At 71.4% G+C, this 15,123-nt stretch carries 15 protein-coding genes; 3 read left to right on the forward strand and 12 right to left on the reverse strand.

Annotated features, from left to right (window positions below):
- Positions 1–196: 196 nt before the first annotated feature.
- The 4 genes from AB0M87_RS27670 to AB0M87_RS27685 form a co-directional block, all read right to left on the reverse strand.
- Entirely contained in the window at positions 197–1,225 is a 1,029-nt protein-coding gene (locus AB0M87_RS27670; protein ID WP_365857600.1) for a 6-phosphofructokinase, read from the reverse strand.
- A 115-nt stretch (positions 1,226–1,340) separates the two neighbouring features.
- Positions 1,341–2,012, reverse strand: a complete 672-nt coding sequence (locus AB0M87_RS27675) for a response regulator transcription factor (RefSeq protein ID WP_365857602.1) — start codon at positions 2,010–2,012, stop codon at positions 1,341–1,343.
- Between the two features lie 30 nt (positions 2,013–2,042).
- Positions 2,043–3,272 (reverse strand): DUF5931 domain-containing protein, encoded by a 1,230-nt coding sequence (locus tag AB0M87_RS27680; RefSeq protein ID WP_365857829.1) that lies wholly within the window; start codon positions 3,270–3,272, stop codon positions 2,043–2,045.
- Between the two features lie 42 nt (positions 3,273–3,314).
- Positions 3,315–4,082 (reverse strand): lysophospholipid acyltransferase family protein, encoded by a 768-nt coding sequence (locus tag AB0M87_RS27685; RefSeq protein ID WP_365857604.1) that lies wholly within the window; start codon positions 4,080–4,082, stop codon positions 3,315–3,317.
- Positions 4,083–4,278: 196 nt separating this feature from the next.
- Between AB0M87_RS27685 and AB0M87_RS27690 the strand changes: the two genes are divergently transcribed.
- Both AB0M87_RS27690 and AB0M87_RS27695 read left to right on the forward strand, forming a co-directional pair.
- Positions 4,279–5,058 carry an alpha/beta fold hydrolase gene (locus AB0M87_RS27690; protein WP_365857606.1) on the forward strand — a complete coding sequence of 260 codons (780 nt, stop codon included), beginning with the start codon at positions 4,279–4,281 and terminating at the stop codon, positions 5,056–5,058.
- Positions 5,051–5,614 carry a hypothetical protein gene (locus AB0M87_RS27695; RefSeq protein ID WP_365857608.1) on the forward strand — a complete coding sequence of 188 codons (564 nt, stop codon included), beginning with the start codon at positions 5,051–5,053 and terminating at the stop codon, positions 5,612–5,614. The genes AB0M87_RS27690 and AB0M87_RS27695 overlap by 8 nt, the downstream gene beginning before the upstream one ends.
- A gap of 14 nt (positions 5,615–5,628) precedes the next feature.
- Here AB0M87_RS27695 and AB0M87_RS27700 read toward each other — a convergent pair whose 3' ends face one another.
- The 6 genes from AB0M87_RS27700 to AB0M87_RS27725 form a co-directional block, all read right to left on the reverse strand.
- A complete protein-coding gene (locus tag AB0M87_RS27700) occupies positions 5,629–6,423 on the reverse strand; it encodes an endonuclease/exonuclease/phosphatase family protein (protein ID WP_365857610.1) in 795 nt (264 codons plus the stop codon).
- 91 nt (positions 6,424–6,514) lie between these two features.
- A complete protein-coding gene (locus AB0M87_RS27705; protein WP_365857612.1) occupies positions 6,515–7,456 on the reverse strand; it encodes an ROK family glucokinase in 942 nt (313 codons plus the stop codon).
- Positions 7,457–7,521: 65 nt separating this feature from the next.
- Entirely contained in the window at positions 7,522–8,010 is a 489-nt protein-coding gene (locus AB0M87_RS27710; RefSeq protein WP_365857614.1) for a DUF5304 domain-containing protein, read from the reverse strand.
- Between the two features lie 86 nt (positions 8,011–8,096).
- A complete protein-coding gene (locus AB0M87_RS27715) occupies positions 8,097–9,284 on the reverse strand; it encodes an ArsA-related P-loop ATPase (RefSeq protein ID WP_365857616.1) in 1,188 nt (395 codons plus the stop codon).
- 7 nt (positions 9,285–9,291) lie between these two features.
- On the reverse strand, positions 9,292–9,762 hold the full coding sequence (locus AB0M87_RS27720; protein ID WP_365857618.1) for an SRPBCC family protein: 471 nt from the start codon (positions 9,760–9,762) through the stop codon (positions 9,292–9,294).
- An 80-nt stretch (positions 9,763–9,842) separates the two neighbouring features.
- On the reverse strand, positions 9,843–10,604 hold the full coding sequence (locus tag AB0M87_RS27725) for a metallophosphoesterase (protein ID WP_365857620.1): 762 nt from the start codon (positions 10,602–10,604) through the stop codon (positions 9,843–9,845).
- A 229-nt stretch (positions 10,605–10,833) separates the two neighbouring features.
- Here AB0M87_RS27725 and AB0M87_RS27730 point away from each other — a divergent pair, with 229 nt between their 5' ends.
- Positions 10,834–12,630, forward strand: a complete 1,797-nt coding sequence (locus tag AB0M87_RS27730; protein WP_365857622.1) for an AMP-binding protein — start codon at positions 10,834–10,836, stop codon at positions 12,628–12,630.
- A gap of 77 nt (positions 12,631–12,707) precedes the next feature.
- Here AB0M87_RS27730 and AB0M87_RS27735 read toward each other — a convergent pair whose 3' ends face one another.
- On the reverse strand, positions 12,708–13,850 hold the full coding sequence (locus AB0M87_RS27735) for a glycosyltransferase family 4 protein (protein WP_365857624.1): 1,143 nt from the start codon (positions 13,848–13,850) through the stop codon (positions 12,708–12,710).
- A gap of 47 nt (positions 13,851–13,897) precedes the next feature.
- Positions 13,898–15,121 (reverse strand): hypothetical protein, encoded by a 1,224-nt coding sequence (locus AB0M87_RS27740; protein ID WP_365857627.1) that lies wholly within the window; start codon positions 15,119–15,121, stop codon positions 13,898–13,900.
- Positions 15,122–15,123: the final 2 nt, after the last annotated feature.

A 15,123-nucleotide genomic window follows, 5' to 3' on the forward strand; every position in this document is an offset into this window, starting at 1 on the left:
ATCGACGGCCTGCCGGACCCGCGGGGGGGGGGGGGGGGGCGCCCCCGGGCCCCCCCGGTGCACCCCCCCCCCCCGCGCCCCCCCCCCACCCCCCCCCCCCCCCCCCCCCCCCCGCGGGGGGGGGGGGGGGGGGGGGGGGGGGGGGGGGGGGGGGGGCCGGCCCCCCCCCCCCCCACCCCGGCCCCCAACCTCCGGGTCAGCCGAAGAACACGCCGACCTCCGCGTACAGCCCCGGATCCACCGTCTTCAGTTCCGCGGTCGCGACCGCGATCGGCACCCGCACGATGTCTGTCCCCCGCAGCGCCACCATCGCCCCGAAGTCCCCCTCCCGTACCGCGTCGATCGCGTGCAGTCCGAACCTGGTGGCCAGCCAGCGGTCGAACGCGCTGGGGGTGCCGCCCCGCTGGACGTGGCCGAGAACCGTCGTGCGGGCCTCCTTGCCGGTGCGTTTCTCGATCTCCGTGGCGAGCCATTCACCCACCCCGGAGAGGCGCGCGTGCCCGAACGAGTCGAGGGTGCCGTCCTTCAGTACGGCGTCGCCGTCCTTCGGCATCGCGCCCTCCGCGACAACCACGATGGGGGCGTAGGACGCCTTGAAACGGGAGGTGACCCAGGAGCAGACCTGGTCGACGTCGAAGCGCTGCTCGGGGATGAGGATGACGTTGGCGCCACCGGCCAGGCCGGAGTGCAGCGCTATCCAGCCGGCGTGCCGGCCCATCACCTCGACGACCAGCACCCGCATGTGCGATTCCGCGGTGGTGTGCAGGCGGTCGATGGCTTCGGTGGCGATGCCGACGGCGGTGTCGAAGCCGAAGGTGTAGTCGGTGGCCGAGAGGTCGTTGTCGATGGTCTTCGGCACGCCGACACAGGGGACTCCGTACTCGTCCCAGAGACGGCCGGCCACGCCCAGGGTGTCCTCACCGCCGATCACGATCAGCGCGTCGACCTCGTAGGCGGCGAGGTTCTCCTTGACCCGGCGGACGCCGTTCTCGACCTGGAAGGGGTTGGTCCGCGACGACCCGAGGACGGTGCCGCCCCGGGGCAGGATGCCGCGCACCGCGGGAATGTCGAGCCTGACGGTGTCGCCCTCCAGGGGGCCGCGCCAGCCGTCCTTGAATCCGGTGAACTCGTAGCCGTACTCCTGCACGCCCTTGCGGACGACCGCCCTGATGACCGCGTTGAGACCGGGGCAGTCGCCGCCCCCGGTCAGTACTCCGACCCGCATGGAAGCACGTCCCTTCGCAGTGGAAGAAGCCCTGCCGACCACGCTACGGTGACCCAGGTCACCAAGGGATAGTGCGTACGGTCAATTCCCGGCGGAGGACGACGCGTTGAGTCCGTCAGGCGTCGTCCAGGCCGCGCTCTATGGCGTATCTGACGAGCTCGACCCGGTTGTGCAGCTGGAGCTTGCCGAGGGTGTTCTGTACGTGGTTCTGGACGGTCCGGTGCGAGATGACCAGGCGTTCGGCGATCTGTTTGTAGCTCAGTCCCTTGGCGACCAGCCGGAGCACCTCGGTCTCGCGCTCGGTGAGCTGCGGGGCCCCGGGTTCGTCGGAGGCCGCCGGGGCGGGGTCGGAGGCGAGCCTGCGGTACTCACCGAGCACCAGTCCGGCCAGGCCGGGGGTGAAGACCGGGTCACCGACCGCGGTGCTGCGCACCGCTTCGGTCAGCTCCCGGGTACTGGCCGACTTCAGCAGGTAGCCGGTGGCTCCGGACTTCACCGCTTCGAGTACGTCGACGTGCTCGCCGCTCGCGGAGAGCACCAGGACCCGCAGCTTCGGGTCCGCCCCGACGAGCTCCTTGCAGACCTGAACGCCCGGCATACCGGGCAGGTTGAGGTCGAGGACCAGCACGTCGGGGGTGACGGCGCGGGCGCGGCGCACCGCCTGCGGGCCGTCGCCCGCGGTAGCGACCACATCGAAGCCGGCGGCGGCCAGATCCCGGGCGACCGCGTCCCGCCACATCGGGTGGTCGTCGACCACCATCACCTTGACCGTCGGCTGCTCGTTCATGTCCGTACTGCCTTCATGTCCGTACTGCCTTCATGTCCGTACTGCTTTCCCCCGGGGAACCGTCAGTTCTACTTCCGTGCCCTGGCCGGGCACCGAGACCAGTTCGGCGCGGCCACCCAGATCCCGCAGCCGGCCGCGGATCGACTGGGCAACGCCGAGGCGGCCCTCTCCCTCGGCCACCGCGAGCCGCCCCGGCGGGATGCCCGGGCCGTCGTCCCGCACGGTCACGGTCACCTCGGCGGGCTCGTCCTCCACCAGGACCCAGGCCTGTGCATTCTGCCCCGCGTGTCTGCGCACATTGTCCAGGGCGGCACTGACAGCGGCCGTCAGCTCGTTCGCCACCGCGGCTGCCAGCAGCACCGGCGCACCGGGTTCCGCGAAGCTCACCCTCGGACCGGCGAAGGGCGCGAGCAGCGTACGCAGGTCGCACGGGCCAGCCGATAGCGGCTGGTCCTCCGCGAACGGCTCGTCGCAGGGCTCGCCGAACGGCCCGCCGGCCGCCTCGCCGCGTCCCCGCTGGGCGGGCACGAGTCCGCTGGAGACCAGGGTGCGCAGGGCGATCTCCTGCTCCCCCGCCATCCGGCCCAGCTCGGCCGATGCACCGCCCAGTTCGGCGCCGCGCCGCTGCACCATGGCGAGAACCTGCAACACGCTGTCGTGGATGCCGCGGGCCAGCCGCTCGCGTTCCCGGGTCGCCGCCTCGATCTCCAGGGCACGCGCAAGGGTGCGCTCGGAGGCGCGGGCCACCTCCACGATGTAACCGATGGCGATGGAAGCGATCCAGACCAGCAGCACGTTGTGCACGGTGTCCCGGGTCGGCGAGCCACGCTCGACGAGGTCAGCGACGGCCACCAGGGAGGAGGCGAACGCCGCCCACCGCCAGCCGCCCTTGATGGCGAAGGCGATCACGGAGCCCGCCGTCCAGATGGACGGCAGTGTCGTCGCACCGTGCATGACCCGGCTGTGCGAGTCCGCGACCGGGGTGAGCAGGATGCCGGCGAGGGCGACGGTGAGGTCGGCGCAGAGGAAGCGCTTGGTGCAACTGGCCGCGTTGGCCACCCGGGGAATCGTGGCGAGTGTCCAGCCGGTCAGCACCGCGAGGTAGCCGACGGCCACCCAGGGGCGGTGGAACCTCTGGTACGCGAAACCGAAGAGCAGGATCGCGTACACCATGGTCAGTACGCGGTATCCGGTCAGGGCGCGCCACAGCGGCTGCTCCACCGACATCCGTACGGCGCGCTCGCGCCGCTCCTTCACCATGCTTCCCACCCCCGCTTCCCCACCCCCGAACTGACGGCCCGGCTAGCCGCCGGAGCCTTCCGCCTCATCCGCCGCCTTCTCGGCCTTCGCTGCTTTCTCGGACCGCTCGGCCTTCTCGGCCTTGTCCCGTTCGGCGATCTGTCGCTTGGCGGCGGTCGCGTAGATGTCGACGTACTCCTGGCCGGAGAGCTTCATGATCTCGTACATGACCTCGTCGGTCACCGACCGCAGGATGAAGCGATCACCCTCCATACCGTGGTACCGGCTGAAGTCGAGCGGCTTGCCGATCCTGATGCCCGGGCGCATGAGCTTGGGCATCACCTGACCCGGGGGCTGGATCTTTTCGGTGTCGATCATCGCGACCGGGATGACCGGCGCCCCCGAGGCGAGCGCCACCCGGGCCAGTCCGCCGGGTTTGCCCCGGTAGAGACGGCCGTCGGGCGAGCGAGTGCCCTCCGGGTAGATACCGAACAGCTCACCGCGCGCGAGGACGTCCACTCCGCTCTTGACGGCCGCCTCGCCGGCCCCGCGGCTGCCCGAGCGGTCCACCGGCAGCTGACCTACGCCCTTGAAGAAGGCCGCGGTCAGCTTGCCCTTCACCCCAGGCGACGTGAAGTACTCGGCTTTGGCGATGAAGGTGACCTTGCGGTCCAGCACCGCGGGCAGGAAGAACGAGTCCGAGAAGGAGAGATGGTTACTGGCCAGGATCGCGGGGCCCTCGGCCGGGATGTTCTCGAGGCCCTCCACCCAGGGCCTGAAGGCGACCTTCAGCGATCCCCCGATGGCGAACTTCATTGCGCCATAGATCAACTCGGGTACCTTCCTGTGACTGTCGTACGAGCTTATCGTTCTCATCCCTGGCCGGCGTCGGTGACGGCCCTGGCCGGTGTCGGTGCGGCCCTGGTCGGTGTCGGTGCGGCCCTGGTCGGTGTCGGTCCGGTCGCGTACGGTGAAGTACACCTTCCGAGACCTGACGAATTCGAGACCCCACGAACAGGAGTCCCCGGTGCCGGTGCTTCCTGGAGCAGAGCCGTACCGCCACGAGGGCGGGGATGTCGGCGTCCTCCTCTGCCATGGCTTCACCGGATCGCCGCAGTCGCTGCGCCCCTGGGCCGAGTACCTGGTGGAGTGCGGGCTGACGGTGTCACTGCCGCTGCTGCCGGGGCACGGCACCCGCTGGCAGGACATGCAGGTCACCGGCTGGCAGGACTGGTACGCAGAGGTCGACAAGGAGCTGCGGGTGCTGCTCGACCGGTGCCACCGGGTCTTCGTCTTCGGCCTCTCGATGGGCGGCGCGCTCGCATTGCGACTGGCCGCCAAGCACGGCGATGCGGTCACCGGCCTGGTCCTGGTCAATCCGGCGAACAAGATGCACGGCGTCGCCGCGCACGCCCTGCCCGTGGTCCGCCATCTGGTGCGTACGACCAAGGGGATCGCCAGCGACATCGCCAAGGAGGGCTCGGCGGAGATCGGATACGACCGGGTGCCGCTGCACTCCGCCCATTCGCTGCGCAGCTTCTTCCGGCTCGTCGACCACGATCTGCCTCAGGTGACCCAGCCGATGCTGCTGCTGCACAGCCCGCAGGACCATGTGGTCCCGCCGGCCGACTCGGCGCGCATCCTCAGCCGTGTCTCGTCGACGGACATCGAGGAGATCCTGCTGGAACAGAGCTACCACGTGGCGACGTTGGACCACGATGCGGAGCGGATCTTCGAGAAGAGTCACGCGTTCATCGGCCGCCTCGCTCCGAACGTCGGGATGAAGGGGAGCACCACCGGTGGCTGAGAACGAGGCGGAGCGCGAACCGCAGCCGATCGACGAAGAAGCGGCCTGGGCGGCGATCGTCGCGGCCTACGGCGAGCAGCCCACGGACCCGGTCGGCGCGAAGCCGTTCAAGTCGGTCGAGGATCTGGCGCTGCTCGATGACGAGGTCAACGCCGGGGCGTCCGATCCGGCCGAGCAGGACCCGGCTGCGGAAGCCGACACCGGGACCGGCAGGCCGCTGGGCAGTTCGGTCGTCTTCGCCCCGGGCATCGGCGGGCCGCGCGACTACAGCGTCGACGAGCCGAAGGACGACGACCTGGGCGAGGCGGACGAGGGCCACTTCGTACCACCGGACCCGGACCTCCCGGAGGCCGACGTCACGGCCAAGTTCGCCTGGCTCGCCGCGGTGGGCGGCCCCGTGCTGCTGCTGATCGCGGTGCTGCTCGGCTGGGACATGACATGGTGGCTGACGACGCTGGGCATCGGCGGGTTCGTGGGCGGGTTCGCGACACTCGTGGCGCGGATGGGCTCGGAAGACGACGGCGAGGATGACCCCGGGCGGGGCGCGGTGGTCTAGTACCGGGAGCGGTGTCAGGAGGGGCTCGAGCCGTCCTCCGTCGTACGTCCGGTGCCGTGCTGAGGGGTGACGGACGCCGGTACCCGCAGCGCGGCCAGTACGGGCAAGTGGTCCGAGGCGGCCGAAAGATCGGCCGGGGGCACAGTCAGTGGCACCCCGCAGCCCAACACCTCGACCCCGGCCGTGGTGAAGACGGCATCGATGCGCCGCTGCGGGCGGCCGGCCGGGAAGGTGTGTTCGCCGCCCCACGGTTTCACCGCCCAGCAGTCCTGCAGCGCCCCGGCCAGGCGGCGGAAGGCCCGGCCGCCGGGGCGGTCGTTGAGATCGCCGGCCACGATCGCGTGCGGGACGTCCAGCGCGTCGAGACGGTCCAGCAGCAGACCGGCCTGCCTGTCGCGCTCGTCGGGCTGAAGGCTCAGGTGGCAGCTGAGCACCCCGATCCTGGCGCCTCCGATCCGGACCACCGCGGTGGCGAGGCCCCGCCGGTGCAGACCCGGGGTGCGCGGCAGCAGGACGTCCTGGGTGCGTTCCACCGTGGCACGCAGGGAGCAGAGCAGCAGCGGCCCCGCCGCGGTGGCCCCGCCGCTCAGCACCACCAGGTCGGTGTGCGAGGCCAGCCAGGCCGCGGCCTTGCGCCAGCGGAAGAACCGCGGGGCCTCCTGGATGAGAACCAGGTCCGGCGCACAGGCGCGGATCACCCGGGCCAGCGCCTCGCGGTCGTCGCGCATCGAGCGGATGTTGTAGCTGAGCACCCGAATCACGGCCGAGCCGCTCTCCGTACGGGATTCGGGCAGCGTAGTGATCGCCATGGCCGCCACCCTACGACGCTGCCGCCCCGGCCCGGCACACAGCTGCGCCCGCCGCTCCCCGGGGGAACAGCGGGCGCACACGTCGTACGAGTCAGCCCTGGCGGGCCAGGTCCGCGGCGCCCACCAGACCGGCCTCGCCGCCCAGTTGGGCCGCGAGCACCTGGGCGTGCGGTCGCCAGGCACCGCCGATCAGCCAGCGGCGGAAGGACTTCCGGATGGGGTCGAGGACCAGCTCGCCCTCGTCCGAGACCCCGCCGCCGACGATGAACGCCGACGGGTCGAAGAGCGAGGCCAGATCGGCAAGACCGGCACCTGCCCAGCGGGCCAGTTCACGGAACGAGTCGACCGCCACCGGACAGCCCTGGCGGGCCGCGGCACTGATGTGCTTGCCCTGGATGCCCTCGGGCGTGCCATCGCCGAGACCGAGCAGGATCACCGCGTTCTCGGGGGTGGCGTTGGCCCGCTGCCGCGCGTACCTGACGAGCGCCCGCCCGGATGCGTACTGCTCCCAGCATCCCTGGCTGCCGCAGCCGCACAGCAGTCCGTCCGGCACGACCCGGATGTGGCCGAACTCGGCGGCCACCCCGAAACGGCCACGGCGCAGCTTGTTGCCGATGATGATGCCGCCGCCGAGGCCGGTGCCCAGGGTGATGCAGATGACGTCGTCGTGCCCCTGGCCCGCGCCGAACCTGTATTCGCCCCAGGCCGCCGCGTTGGCGTCGTTCTCGACGACGACCGGCATGCCGACCCGCTGCTCGACCTTGTCCTTCAACGGCTCGTGCCGCCAGTTGATGTTGGGCGCGAAGAGGACGGTCGCGCGCTTGTCGTCCACGTAACCGGCCGCGCCGATGCCGACGGCCTCGATGTCGTGCCCCTTGCCGGCCTCGGAGACTGCCGAGCAGATCGCGTCGACGATGCCTTCGGCGGTCGGCGGGGTGGGCACCTTGTGCACATCGAGAATGGCGCCCTCTTCGTCGACCACTCCAGCCGCGATCTTCGTGCCGCCGATGTCGACGCCGATGGTGAGTCCCATTAGTCCCTCAGTTTTCGGTCGAGCCCCGCTACGGCCAACCGTACCCGAGGGCCGGCGGTGGCCTGTCAGTCCAGGTCGATGCGCTCGGCAGGTCCGGGGCCTTCGTCGCCGTTGTCCTTCTTCGCGTCCGGGTCCCCGGGCCGGTCGTTCCCGGTCCGCTTCGGGTCGCCGGTCCGCCGGGTGTCACCGGCTCCGGTCCAGCGCTGCTCGTGGTTCTGCACCGCGGAGCGGTAGGCGGCGAGGAGTTCGCCGCCGGCCGCGGCCAGGTGGTCGAAGACGTCGGGGTTGCGTTCGACGACCGGCTCGACGACGGCCCTGGCCTGGCTCAGGAACTGCTGGACGGCCCCCTGCGCCGCCATTCCGGGCAGCGAGGACTGGAACTCGGAGACCTTCTCGGAGACCGCGTCGACCAGCTTGCGCAGTTCGTCGGCCGCGGAGCCCGGGGGTGTCCCGTGCTCCGCGCGGCGACGGGCCTGCTCCGCCGCCAGATCCTCGGCGCACGCCTTCGCCCAGGCGTCCGAGTCGGTTGCGGGCTGCTCGGTGGCTTCGCTCATGACGGACTCCTGCGACGGGACGGGCGGGGCAGCCGGTGAGGGCTGCGATGCGTACTCACGACGTTACCCGAACGGGCATACCGCGTTCACCTGGTCCGCGGCCACAGACCGGGATCCGGCGTGAACCGTATGCTCAGGACACCGTCGGCCAGCCCGGCCCCGTCCACCGTGCAGCGGCGCAGCACCGACGGCAGGGTGACGGTCCTGCGGAACGGGCCCACCGTGAGCAGGAGTTCGTCGCCCCGGCGGATCAGCCCGAGGTCCTCCTTGGCCGCGCCGGGCAGCGGCAGGTGCCAGACCAGGACATCGTTCTCGGCCAGCCGGTCCTCGACACGCCAGGCCGGGGCGGCCGCGGGCGGCTCATCGGAGCGTGCAGCCGGCGGTGCCAGCGGTGCGAGGTCGTCGGCGGTGCGCGGGGCGCGGCCGAGATGCGGCAGTTCCAGCACCGCGTCGAACGCCCCGGAGAGTTCCTTCAGGTGGGCCTGCTGCTCGGCCGCCAGCGAGCCGAGCCAGGGGTCCGGCGAACCGGTGGGCAACATCCGGTTGGCCACCACCAGGTCGAGGCGGTGGCCGTGCAGGGCGACTCCGGTCCGTGCGGTACCCAGGGCACGGGTCGCGGCGGGCCCCGGTTCGACGACCAGCCGCAGCGTGGTGGAGGGATCCTCGATCCTGGCCTGAACGGCGGCGAGTTCACCCTCCCAGCGGGCAGCGGTCGCGTACAGCCACGGCGCGGGCATCGGTACGCCGGCGAGCTGGGCGAGCACCGGTCGCAGTGCGCGGGCGGCCTGCCGCTCGGGCGGCAGCAGCCGCCGCAGGTAGCGGCGCAACTGCTGCGGCAGGGCGAGGACCGCCAGTGCCTCCTGGACGGGCGGCAGGTCGACGACGACCAGGTCCCACTCGGCGCTGTCGATGCCGCGCAGCGCGTGCAGCAGGGCGAACTGCTCGGCGCCCGGCAGCTCCGTCAGCTCTTCCTCGTCGAGTCGGGCAGCGCCGAGCAGGTCCAGGGCGGCGGTGCTGCGTTCCTGGAAGGCCAGCAGCTCGCTGCGGAAGTGGGCCGCCGAGTCGATCCGCTCGACCCGTAGCCCGTTCTCACCGCGCAGCCCGTTCTCGCCCTCCGGTCCGTCATCGCCGAGGGCAGGCAGGATCTCCCCGGGGTCCCGGTCGGTGGTGAGCAGCAGTACGCGCTCGCCGCCGCGGGCGTGCGCGAGTGCGGTCGCCGCCGCGACGGTGGTGCGGCCCGCGCCGCCGAGGCCGGTGACGAGGACCGTACGCATCGCGGCGTCAGTCCTTGGACAGCGAGGCGGCGTCGGACGCCGCGGCACCGGACTCGACGCGCTTCTTCAGACCGGCCAGCGCACGGTCGATGATGACCTTCTCGGCCTTGCGCTTGATCATCCCGAGCATCGGGATCTTCACGTCGACGGTCAGCCGGTAGGTGACCTCGGTACCGGCGCCGGCCGGGACGAGGGTGTACGAACCGTCGAGGTCACGCAGCATCTGGGACTTCACCAGCGTCCAGCTGACCTGGTTCGCGCCGGTCCAGGTGTACTCGAGGGTGTGATCGTCCTTGATCGCTCCGGCGTCGAGGACCAGGCGGACCCGTTCGGCGCGGTTCTCGGCGTCGGTGGAGAGCACCTCGGCCTCCTTCACCTCACCGGTCCACTCCGGGTAGCGGGCGAAGTCGGCGATCACGCCCATGACGTCGGCCGGTGCGGCCTCGATCGTGATGCTCGAGCTGGTGTGTTCAGCCATCGCCGTGGCTCCTCCAGTGCGGGATCCGGTGTGCATGCGCTGTGAAGGTTATCGCGTGTGCACCGGGGCGCCGACCGCCACTACCACTCCAGGGCGAAGGGCCGGGAGGTGGATGCGAAGTGCCCGACGTTGACGCACTCCGTGGAACCGATGCGGACCCGCCGGGACAGCGGCTGGTGGACGTGGCCGAAGAGGGAGTACCGGGGCCGGGTGCGCCGGATCGCGGCGAGCAGGGCGCGGCTGCCGCGCTCGAAACGACGGGCCACCGTGTCGTACACCAGCTCGGGAACCTCGGGCGGGATGTGCGAGCAGAGCACGTCGACCTCGCCCAGCGCCTCGATCTTGGCGGCGAACTCCTCGTCGCCGATCTCGTAGGGGGTCCTCATCGGAGTCCGCAGGCCGCCGCCGACGAAGCCGAAGACCCGCCCGCCGATCTCCACCCGCTCCCCGTCGAGGACGGTGGTACCCGGTTCGGCGTACTCCGCCCAGAGCGGCGGGACGTCCACATTGCCGTAGGTGGCGTACGTCGGAGTGGGGAAAGCCGCGAACATCGCGGCGTACTGCTTGCGCACCGCGGACAGGATCGCGGCGTCCCGGTCCATCCCTGCCCAGAGTGTGCGTCCCAGTTCATGCGCCTCCTCGAAGCGCCTGGCGGTACGCAGCGCCACGATGCGGTCCGCGTTCTCGACGCCGAAGAGCTCGGGGAAGATGCCCCGCGAGTGATCGGCGTAGTCGAGGAAGAGCACGAGGTCACCGAGGCAGACCAGCGCATCGGCGCCCTCGCCCGCTCTCGCCAGCCCCTCGGTGTTGCCATGAACGTCGCTGATCACATGCACACGCATGACGATCACCCTAGGACGCCGGATGCCGGACTGGATAGGGGTGGCCGGACCAGCCATTTCCGTCGGGTCCCGACATCCGTGGACTAGTCTGCGCCAAGTACGCCCGTGTCGTGTGACGCATGGAACATCTGACCGGACCCCCCTATCGGGAACGGCTTACTCATGGGTAACGTCCGGGCAGTCAGGTCAAGTCGTGGCGGCAGCGATGTCGACCAGAGGAGCAGCAGTCTTGCGCGAGTTCAGCCTTCCGGCTCTGTACGAGGTCCCTTCGGACGGCAATCTGACGGATCTCATCCGCCGCAACGCCGCTCAGCATCCCGATGTCGCGGTCATGAGCCGCAAAGTGGCGGGGGTCTGGACCGACGTCACCGCCACCCAGTTCCTCGCCGAGGTGCGCGACGCGGCCAAGGGGCTGATCGCCGCGGGCGTCCAGCCCGGCGACCGCGTCGCTCTGATGTCCCGGACCCGCTACGAGTGGATCCAGCTGGACTTCGCGATCTGGAGCGCCGGTGCGATCACCGTGCCGGTCTACGAGACCAGCTCGGCCGAGCAGGTGCAGTGGATCCTCGGCGACTCCGGTGCGGTCGCGGTGATCGTGGAGAACGACGCGCACAGCGCCGCCATCGAGACGGTACGGCACGCGCTGCCCACGCTGAAGCACGTCTGGCAGATCGACCGGGGAGCCGTCGTCGATCTGCGGACCGGTGGTTCCGGGGTCCCGGACGCCACCGTGGACGAGCTCAGCTCCCGGGCGACGGCCGACGATCCGGCCACCATCGTCTACACCTCGGGAACCACCGGCCGCCCCAAGGGTTGTGTGCTGACCCATCGCAGCTTCTTCGCCGAGTGCGGAAACATCGTCGAGCGGCTGAGGCCGCTGTTCCGCACCGGCGAGTGCTCCGTGCTGCTCTTCCTGCCCGCCGCGCACGTCTTCGGCCGACTGGTCGAGGTGGCCTCCGTGATGGCGCCGATCAAGATCGGCTGCGTACCGGACATCAAGAACCTCACCGATGAACTGGCCGCATTCCGGCCGACGTTGATCCTCGGTGTGCCGCGCGTCTTCGAGAAGGTCTACAACTCGGCGCGCGCCAAGGCGCAGGCCGACGGCAAGGGCAAGGTCTTCGACAAGGCCGCGGACACCGCGATCGCCTACAGCCGCGCGCTCGGCACCCCGCAGGGTCCGTCCGTCGGGCTGAAGTTCAAACACAAGGTCTTCGACCGGCTGGTCTACAGCAAGCTGCGGGCAGTGCTCGGTGGCCGCGGTGAGTACGCCATCTCCGGCGGCGCTCCGCTGGGCGAGCGCCTCGGCCACTTCTACCGGGGCATCGGCTTCACGGTGCTGGAGGGCTACGGCCTCACCGAGTCCTGCGCGGCGACCGCCTTCAACCCGTGGGACCGCCAGAAGATCGGTACGGTCGGCCAGCCGCTGCCCGGTTCGGTGGTCCGGATCGCGGACGACGGCGAGGTGCTGCTGCACGGTGAGCACCTGTTCAGCGGGTACTGGAACAACCCCGGCGCGACCGCGGAGGCGCTGGCCGACGGCTGGTTCCACACCGGCGACATCGGCACCCTCGACGAGGACGGCTATCTGGCGATCACCGGCCGCAAGAAGGAGATCATCGTCACCGCCGGTGGCAAGAACGTCGCCCCCGCGGTGATAGAGGACCGGATCCGGGCGCACGCCCTGGTCGCGGAGTGCATGGTGGTCGGTGACGGGCGGCCGTTCGTCGGTGCACTGGTCACCCTGGACGACGAGTTCCTGGCGCGCTGGGCCGCCGAGCACGGCAAACCGGCGGGCGCCGACGCGGCGAGCCTGCGCGACGATGCCGAACTGATCGCCGAGATCCAGCGGGCGGTGGACGACGGCAACGCCGCTGTCTCCAAGGCCGAGTCGGTCCGCAAGTTCCGGGTGCTGCCATCACAGTTCACCGAGGAGGCGGGGCACATCACGCCGTCGCTGAAGCTGAAGCGCAATGTGGTGGCCAAGGACTTCGCGGACGATATCGAGGCGATCTACCGCGGCTGAGTCCGCGCCGTACCGGTGAGGGGCCCGCGCCCAGGCGCGGGCCCCTCACGCGTTCACCCGTGAGTACGGGCCGATCGTCACAGCAGCGTCCGGAGTTTTTCCGCGAGCAGGTCCCAGCGCCACTTCTCCTCGACCCAGGTCCGGCCCCGCTCCCCCATCCGCCGCCGCAGCTCCGGATCCTGGAGCAGCGTCACGGTCCGGTCCGCGGTGTCCTCGGCGGAACCGCCCCGGACCACCCAGCCGGTCTCCCCGTCGAGCACCGCGTCGGGTGCGCCGCCCGAGTCGCCGGCGACGACGGGCAGACCGGTGGCCGACGCCTCCAGGTAGACGATGCCGAGCCCCTCGACATCGAGCCCACCCCGGCGGGTACGGCACGGCATGGCGAAGACGTCACCCGCGCCGTAGTGGGCGGGCAGTTCCCCCCACGGGACCGGCCCGGTGAAGCGCACCGAGTCCGCTACGCCGGTCTCGGCGGCCAGCTCTCTCAGCGCACCGGCGTACGGTCCGCCGCCGACGATCAGCAGCACCGCGTCGGGCAGTCGCCGCAGGATCCGGGGCATCGCGCGGATCAGGGTGTCCTGGCCCTTGCGCGGCACCAGACGGGAGACACAGACCACCACGGGCCGCTCGGTGAGCCCGAGTCTCGCGCGCACCGCGTCGCCGCCCGACGCGGGGTGGAAGGTCTTCTCGTCGACGCCCGGCGGCAGTTGCACCATGCGCGCCGCGGCGGCCGGTGTCAGCGCGGCCGCGATGCGCGAGCGGGTGTACTCGCCCAGATACGTCAGGGTGTCCGTGCCCTCGCCGATCCGGCGCAGCAACTGCCGTGAAGCGGGCAGCTGCGCCCAGCCGGCCTCGTGACCGTGGGTGGTCGCCACCAGCCGCTCGGCGCCTGCCCTGCGCAGCGCCGGTCCCATCAGGCCGAGCGGGGCGGCCGCTCCGAACCACACGGAGCCGCAGCCGTGTTCACGCAGCAGCCGGGTCGCTGTCGCGGTGACCCGCGGCGTCGGCAGCAGCATCGTGGTCCGGTCGCGTACCACGGTGAAGGGCTGCTCCGCGTCGAACGCGGCGGTCGCCTCGGCGCCCTCGCCGCCACGCTTCCAGGTGGAGGCGTAGACGACGAGCTGCCCGGGGTCCAGCCGCAGCGCCATGTTGTGCAGGAACGCCTGGATCCCGCCGGGGCGCGGCGGGAAGTCATTGGTCACGATCAGGGTCTTGTGCATCGCCGCCGACAGTACCGAACGGCGGTGGCCCGCTGCCGCCCGGCCGGTCAGCCCAGTTGTGCCCTGAGGTACGCGCGCCACTGCGCGGTGAAGTCCTCCGGTGTCGTGGCGAGCACGTCGTTCACGGCCGCCTCGACAGCGCCGTCGAGGCGGCCGTGGGTGCCGACCGCGCGGTAGAAGTCCGTGAGCTTCCGCTCACCCCATTTCTCCGCGATCAGCCTGCATGCCAGCCAGCCGCCCTCGTAGGCCCGCGCGAGGGTGTCGGCGCTCCCCCCGAAGCCGAAGTCCTCGTCGGTGGGCAGCGTGGCGGGCAGGTCGCCGTCGCGCACCGCCTGCTGGAGCTCCGGGGCCGCCTCCGGCGCGCCGGTGCCGGTGTCCCGGTATCCCAGCCAGTCCGCGAACCCCTCCGACAGCCACAGCGGGGTGCCCGGTGAGGTTTGGGCGCGGGTGGCGACGTGGGTGGTCTCGTGCGTGATGACCACGCGCTTTCCCAGGTCGCCGAGGATCGCGTAGGCGGCGGGATTGATGATCACCCGGTCCGCCGGGGCCGTGCCCGAGCCACCCGCCTCCCCGGTGGTGACCGCCGCGATGCCCCGATAGGAGGCGGGCGGCGAGCCGAGGAGCGCTGCCATCGAGTTCAGCGACGACGGTACGAGCAGCACCGCCCGCCCCGCCCACAGACCGTGCCAGACCGATTCGACCTCGGGGACCGCGCGGTCGGCCACGGACGCCACCTGACGCAGCAGCGCGGTGGGCCGGTTCACGCCCAGCACCAGGCTGTGCCGGCCCTTGACGACCTCGACCTTGCCCTGCTGCCACAACTGCTGCCCGGCGCCCCGGCCCGGACTGTCGGCGGTGAGATACCAGCGGCCACCGTGTTCGGCCAGTTCCATCCGGCGGGCCGCGGTCACCGGGACGCTGTCGTAACCGGCGATCCGGTACCGGAGTTCGACCTCGGCCGTGGCCAGCGCGCCCCGGCGGCGCACCTGGCCGAGCCGGTACGTCCAGGACCGCAGCGGCACCGCGGCGAGGTTCTCGAACTCCTTGCGCTGCGCGCCCCGCAGTTCCGTCGCCCGGGGGTCGGTCACCGAGAGGTATCCGCTCTCGTCATGGCCGAGGACAGCGGCGGCCCGGCGCTCGAGGGTCTGTCGGATGCCGCGGTCCGCGACGCCGGTCGTCGCGGGCGCCGCGCACCCGGACGCGAGCAGCAGCACGGCCAGGCAGCACCCCGCCGCCCGCCTTCGTCGCCTCGCACATCGCCGGCCTGCCACGC

Source organism: Streptomyces sp. NPDC051320, assembly GCF_040682175.1.
Classification (GTDB): Bacteria; Actinomycetota; Actinomycetes; order Streptomycetales; family Streptomycetaceae; genus Streptomyces.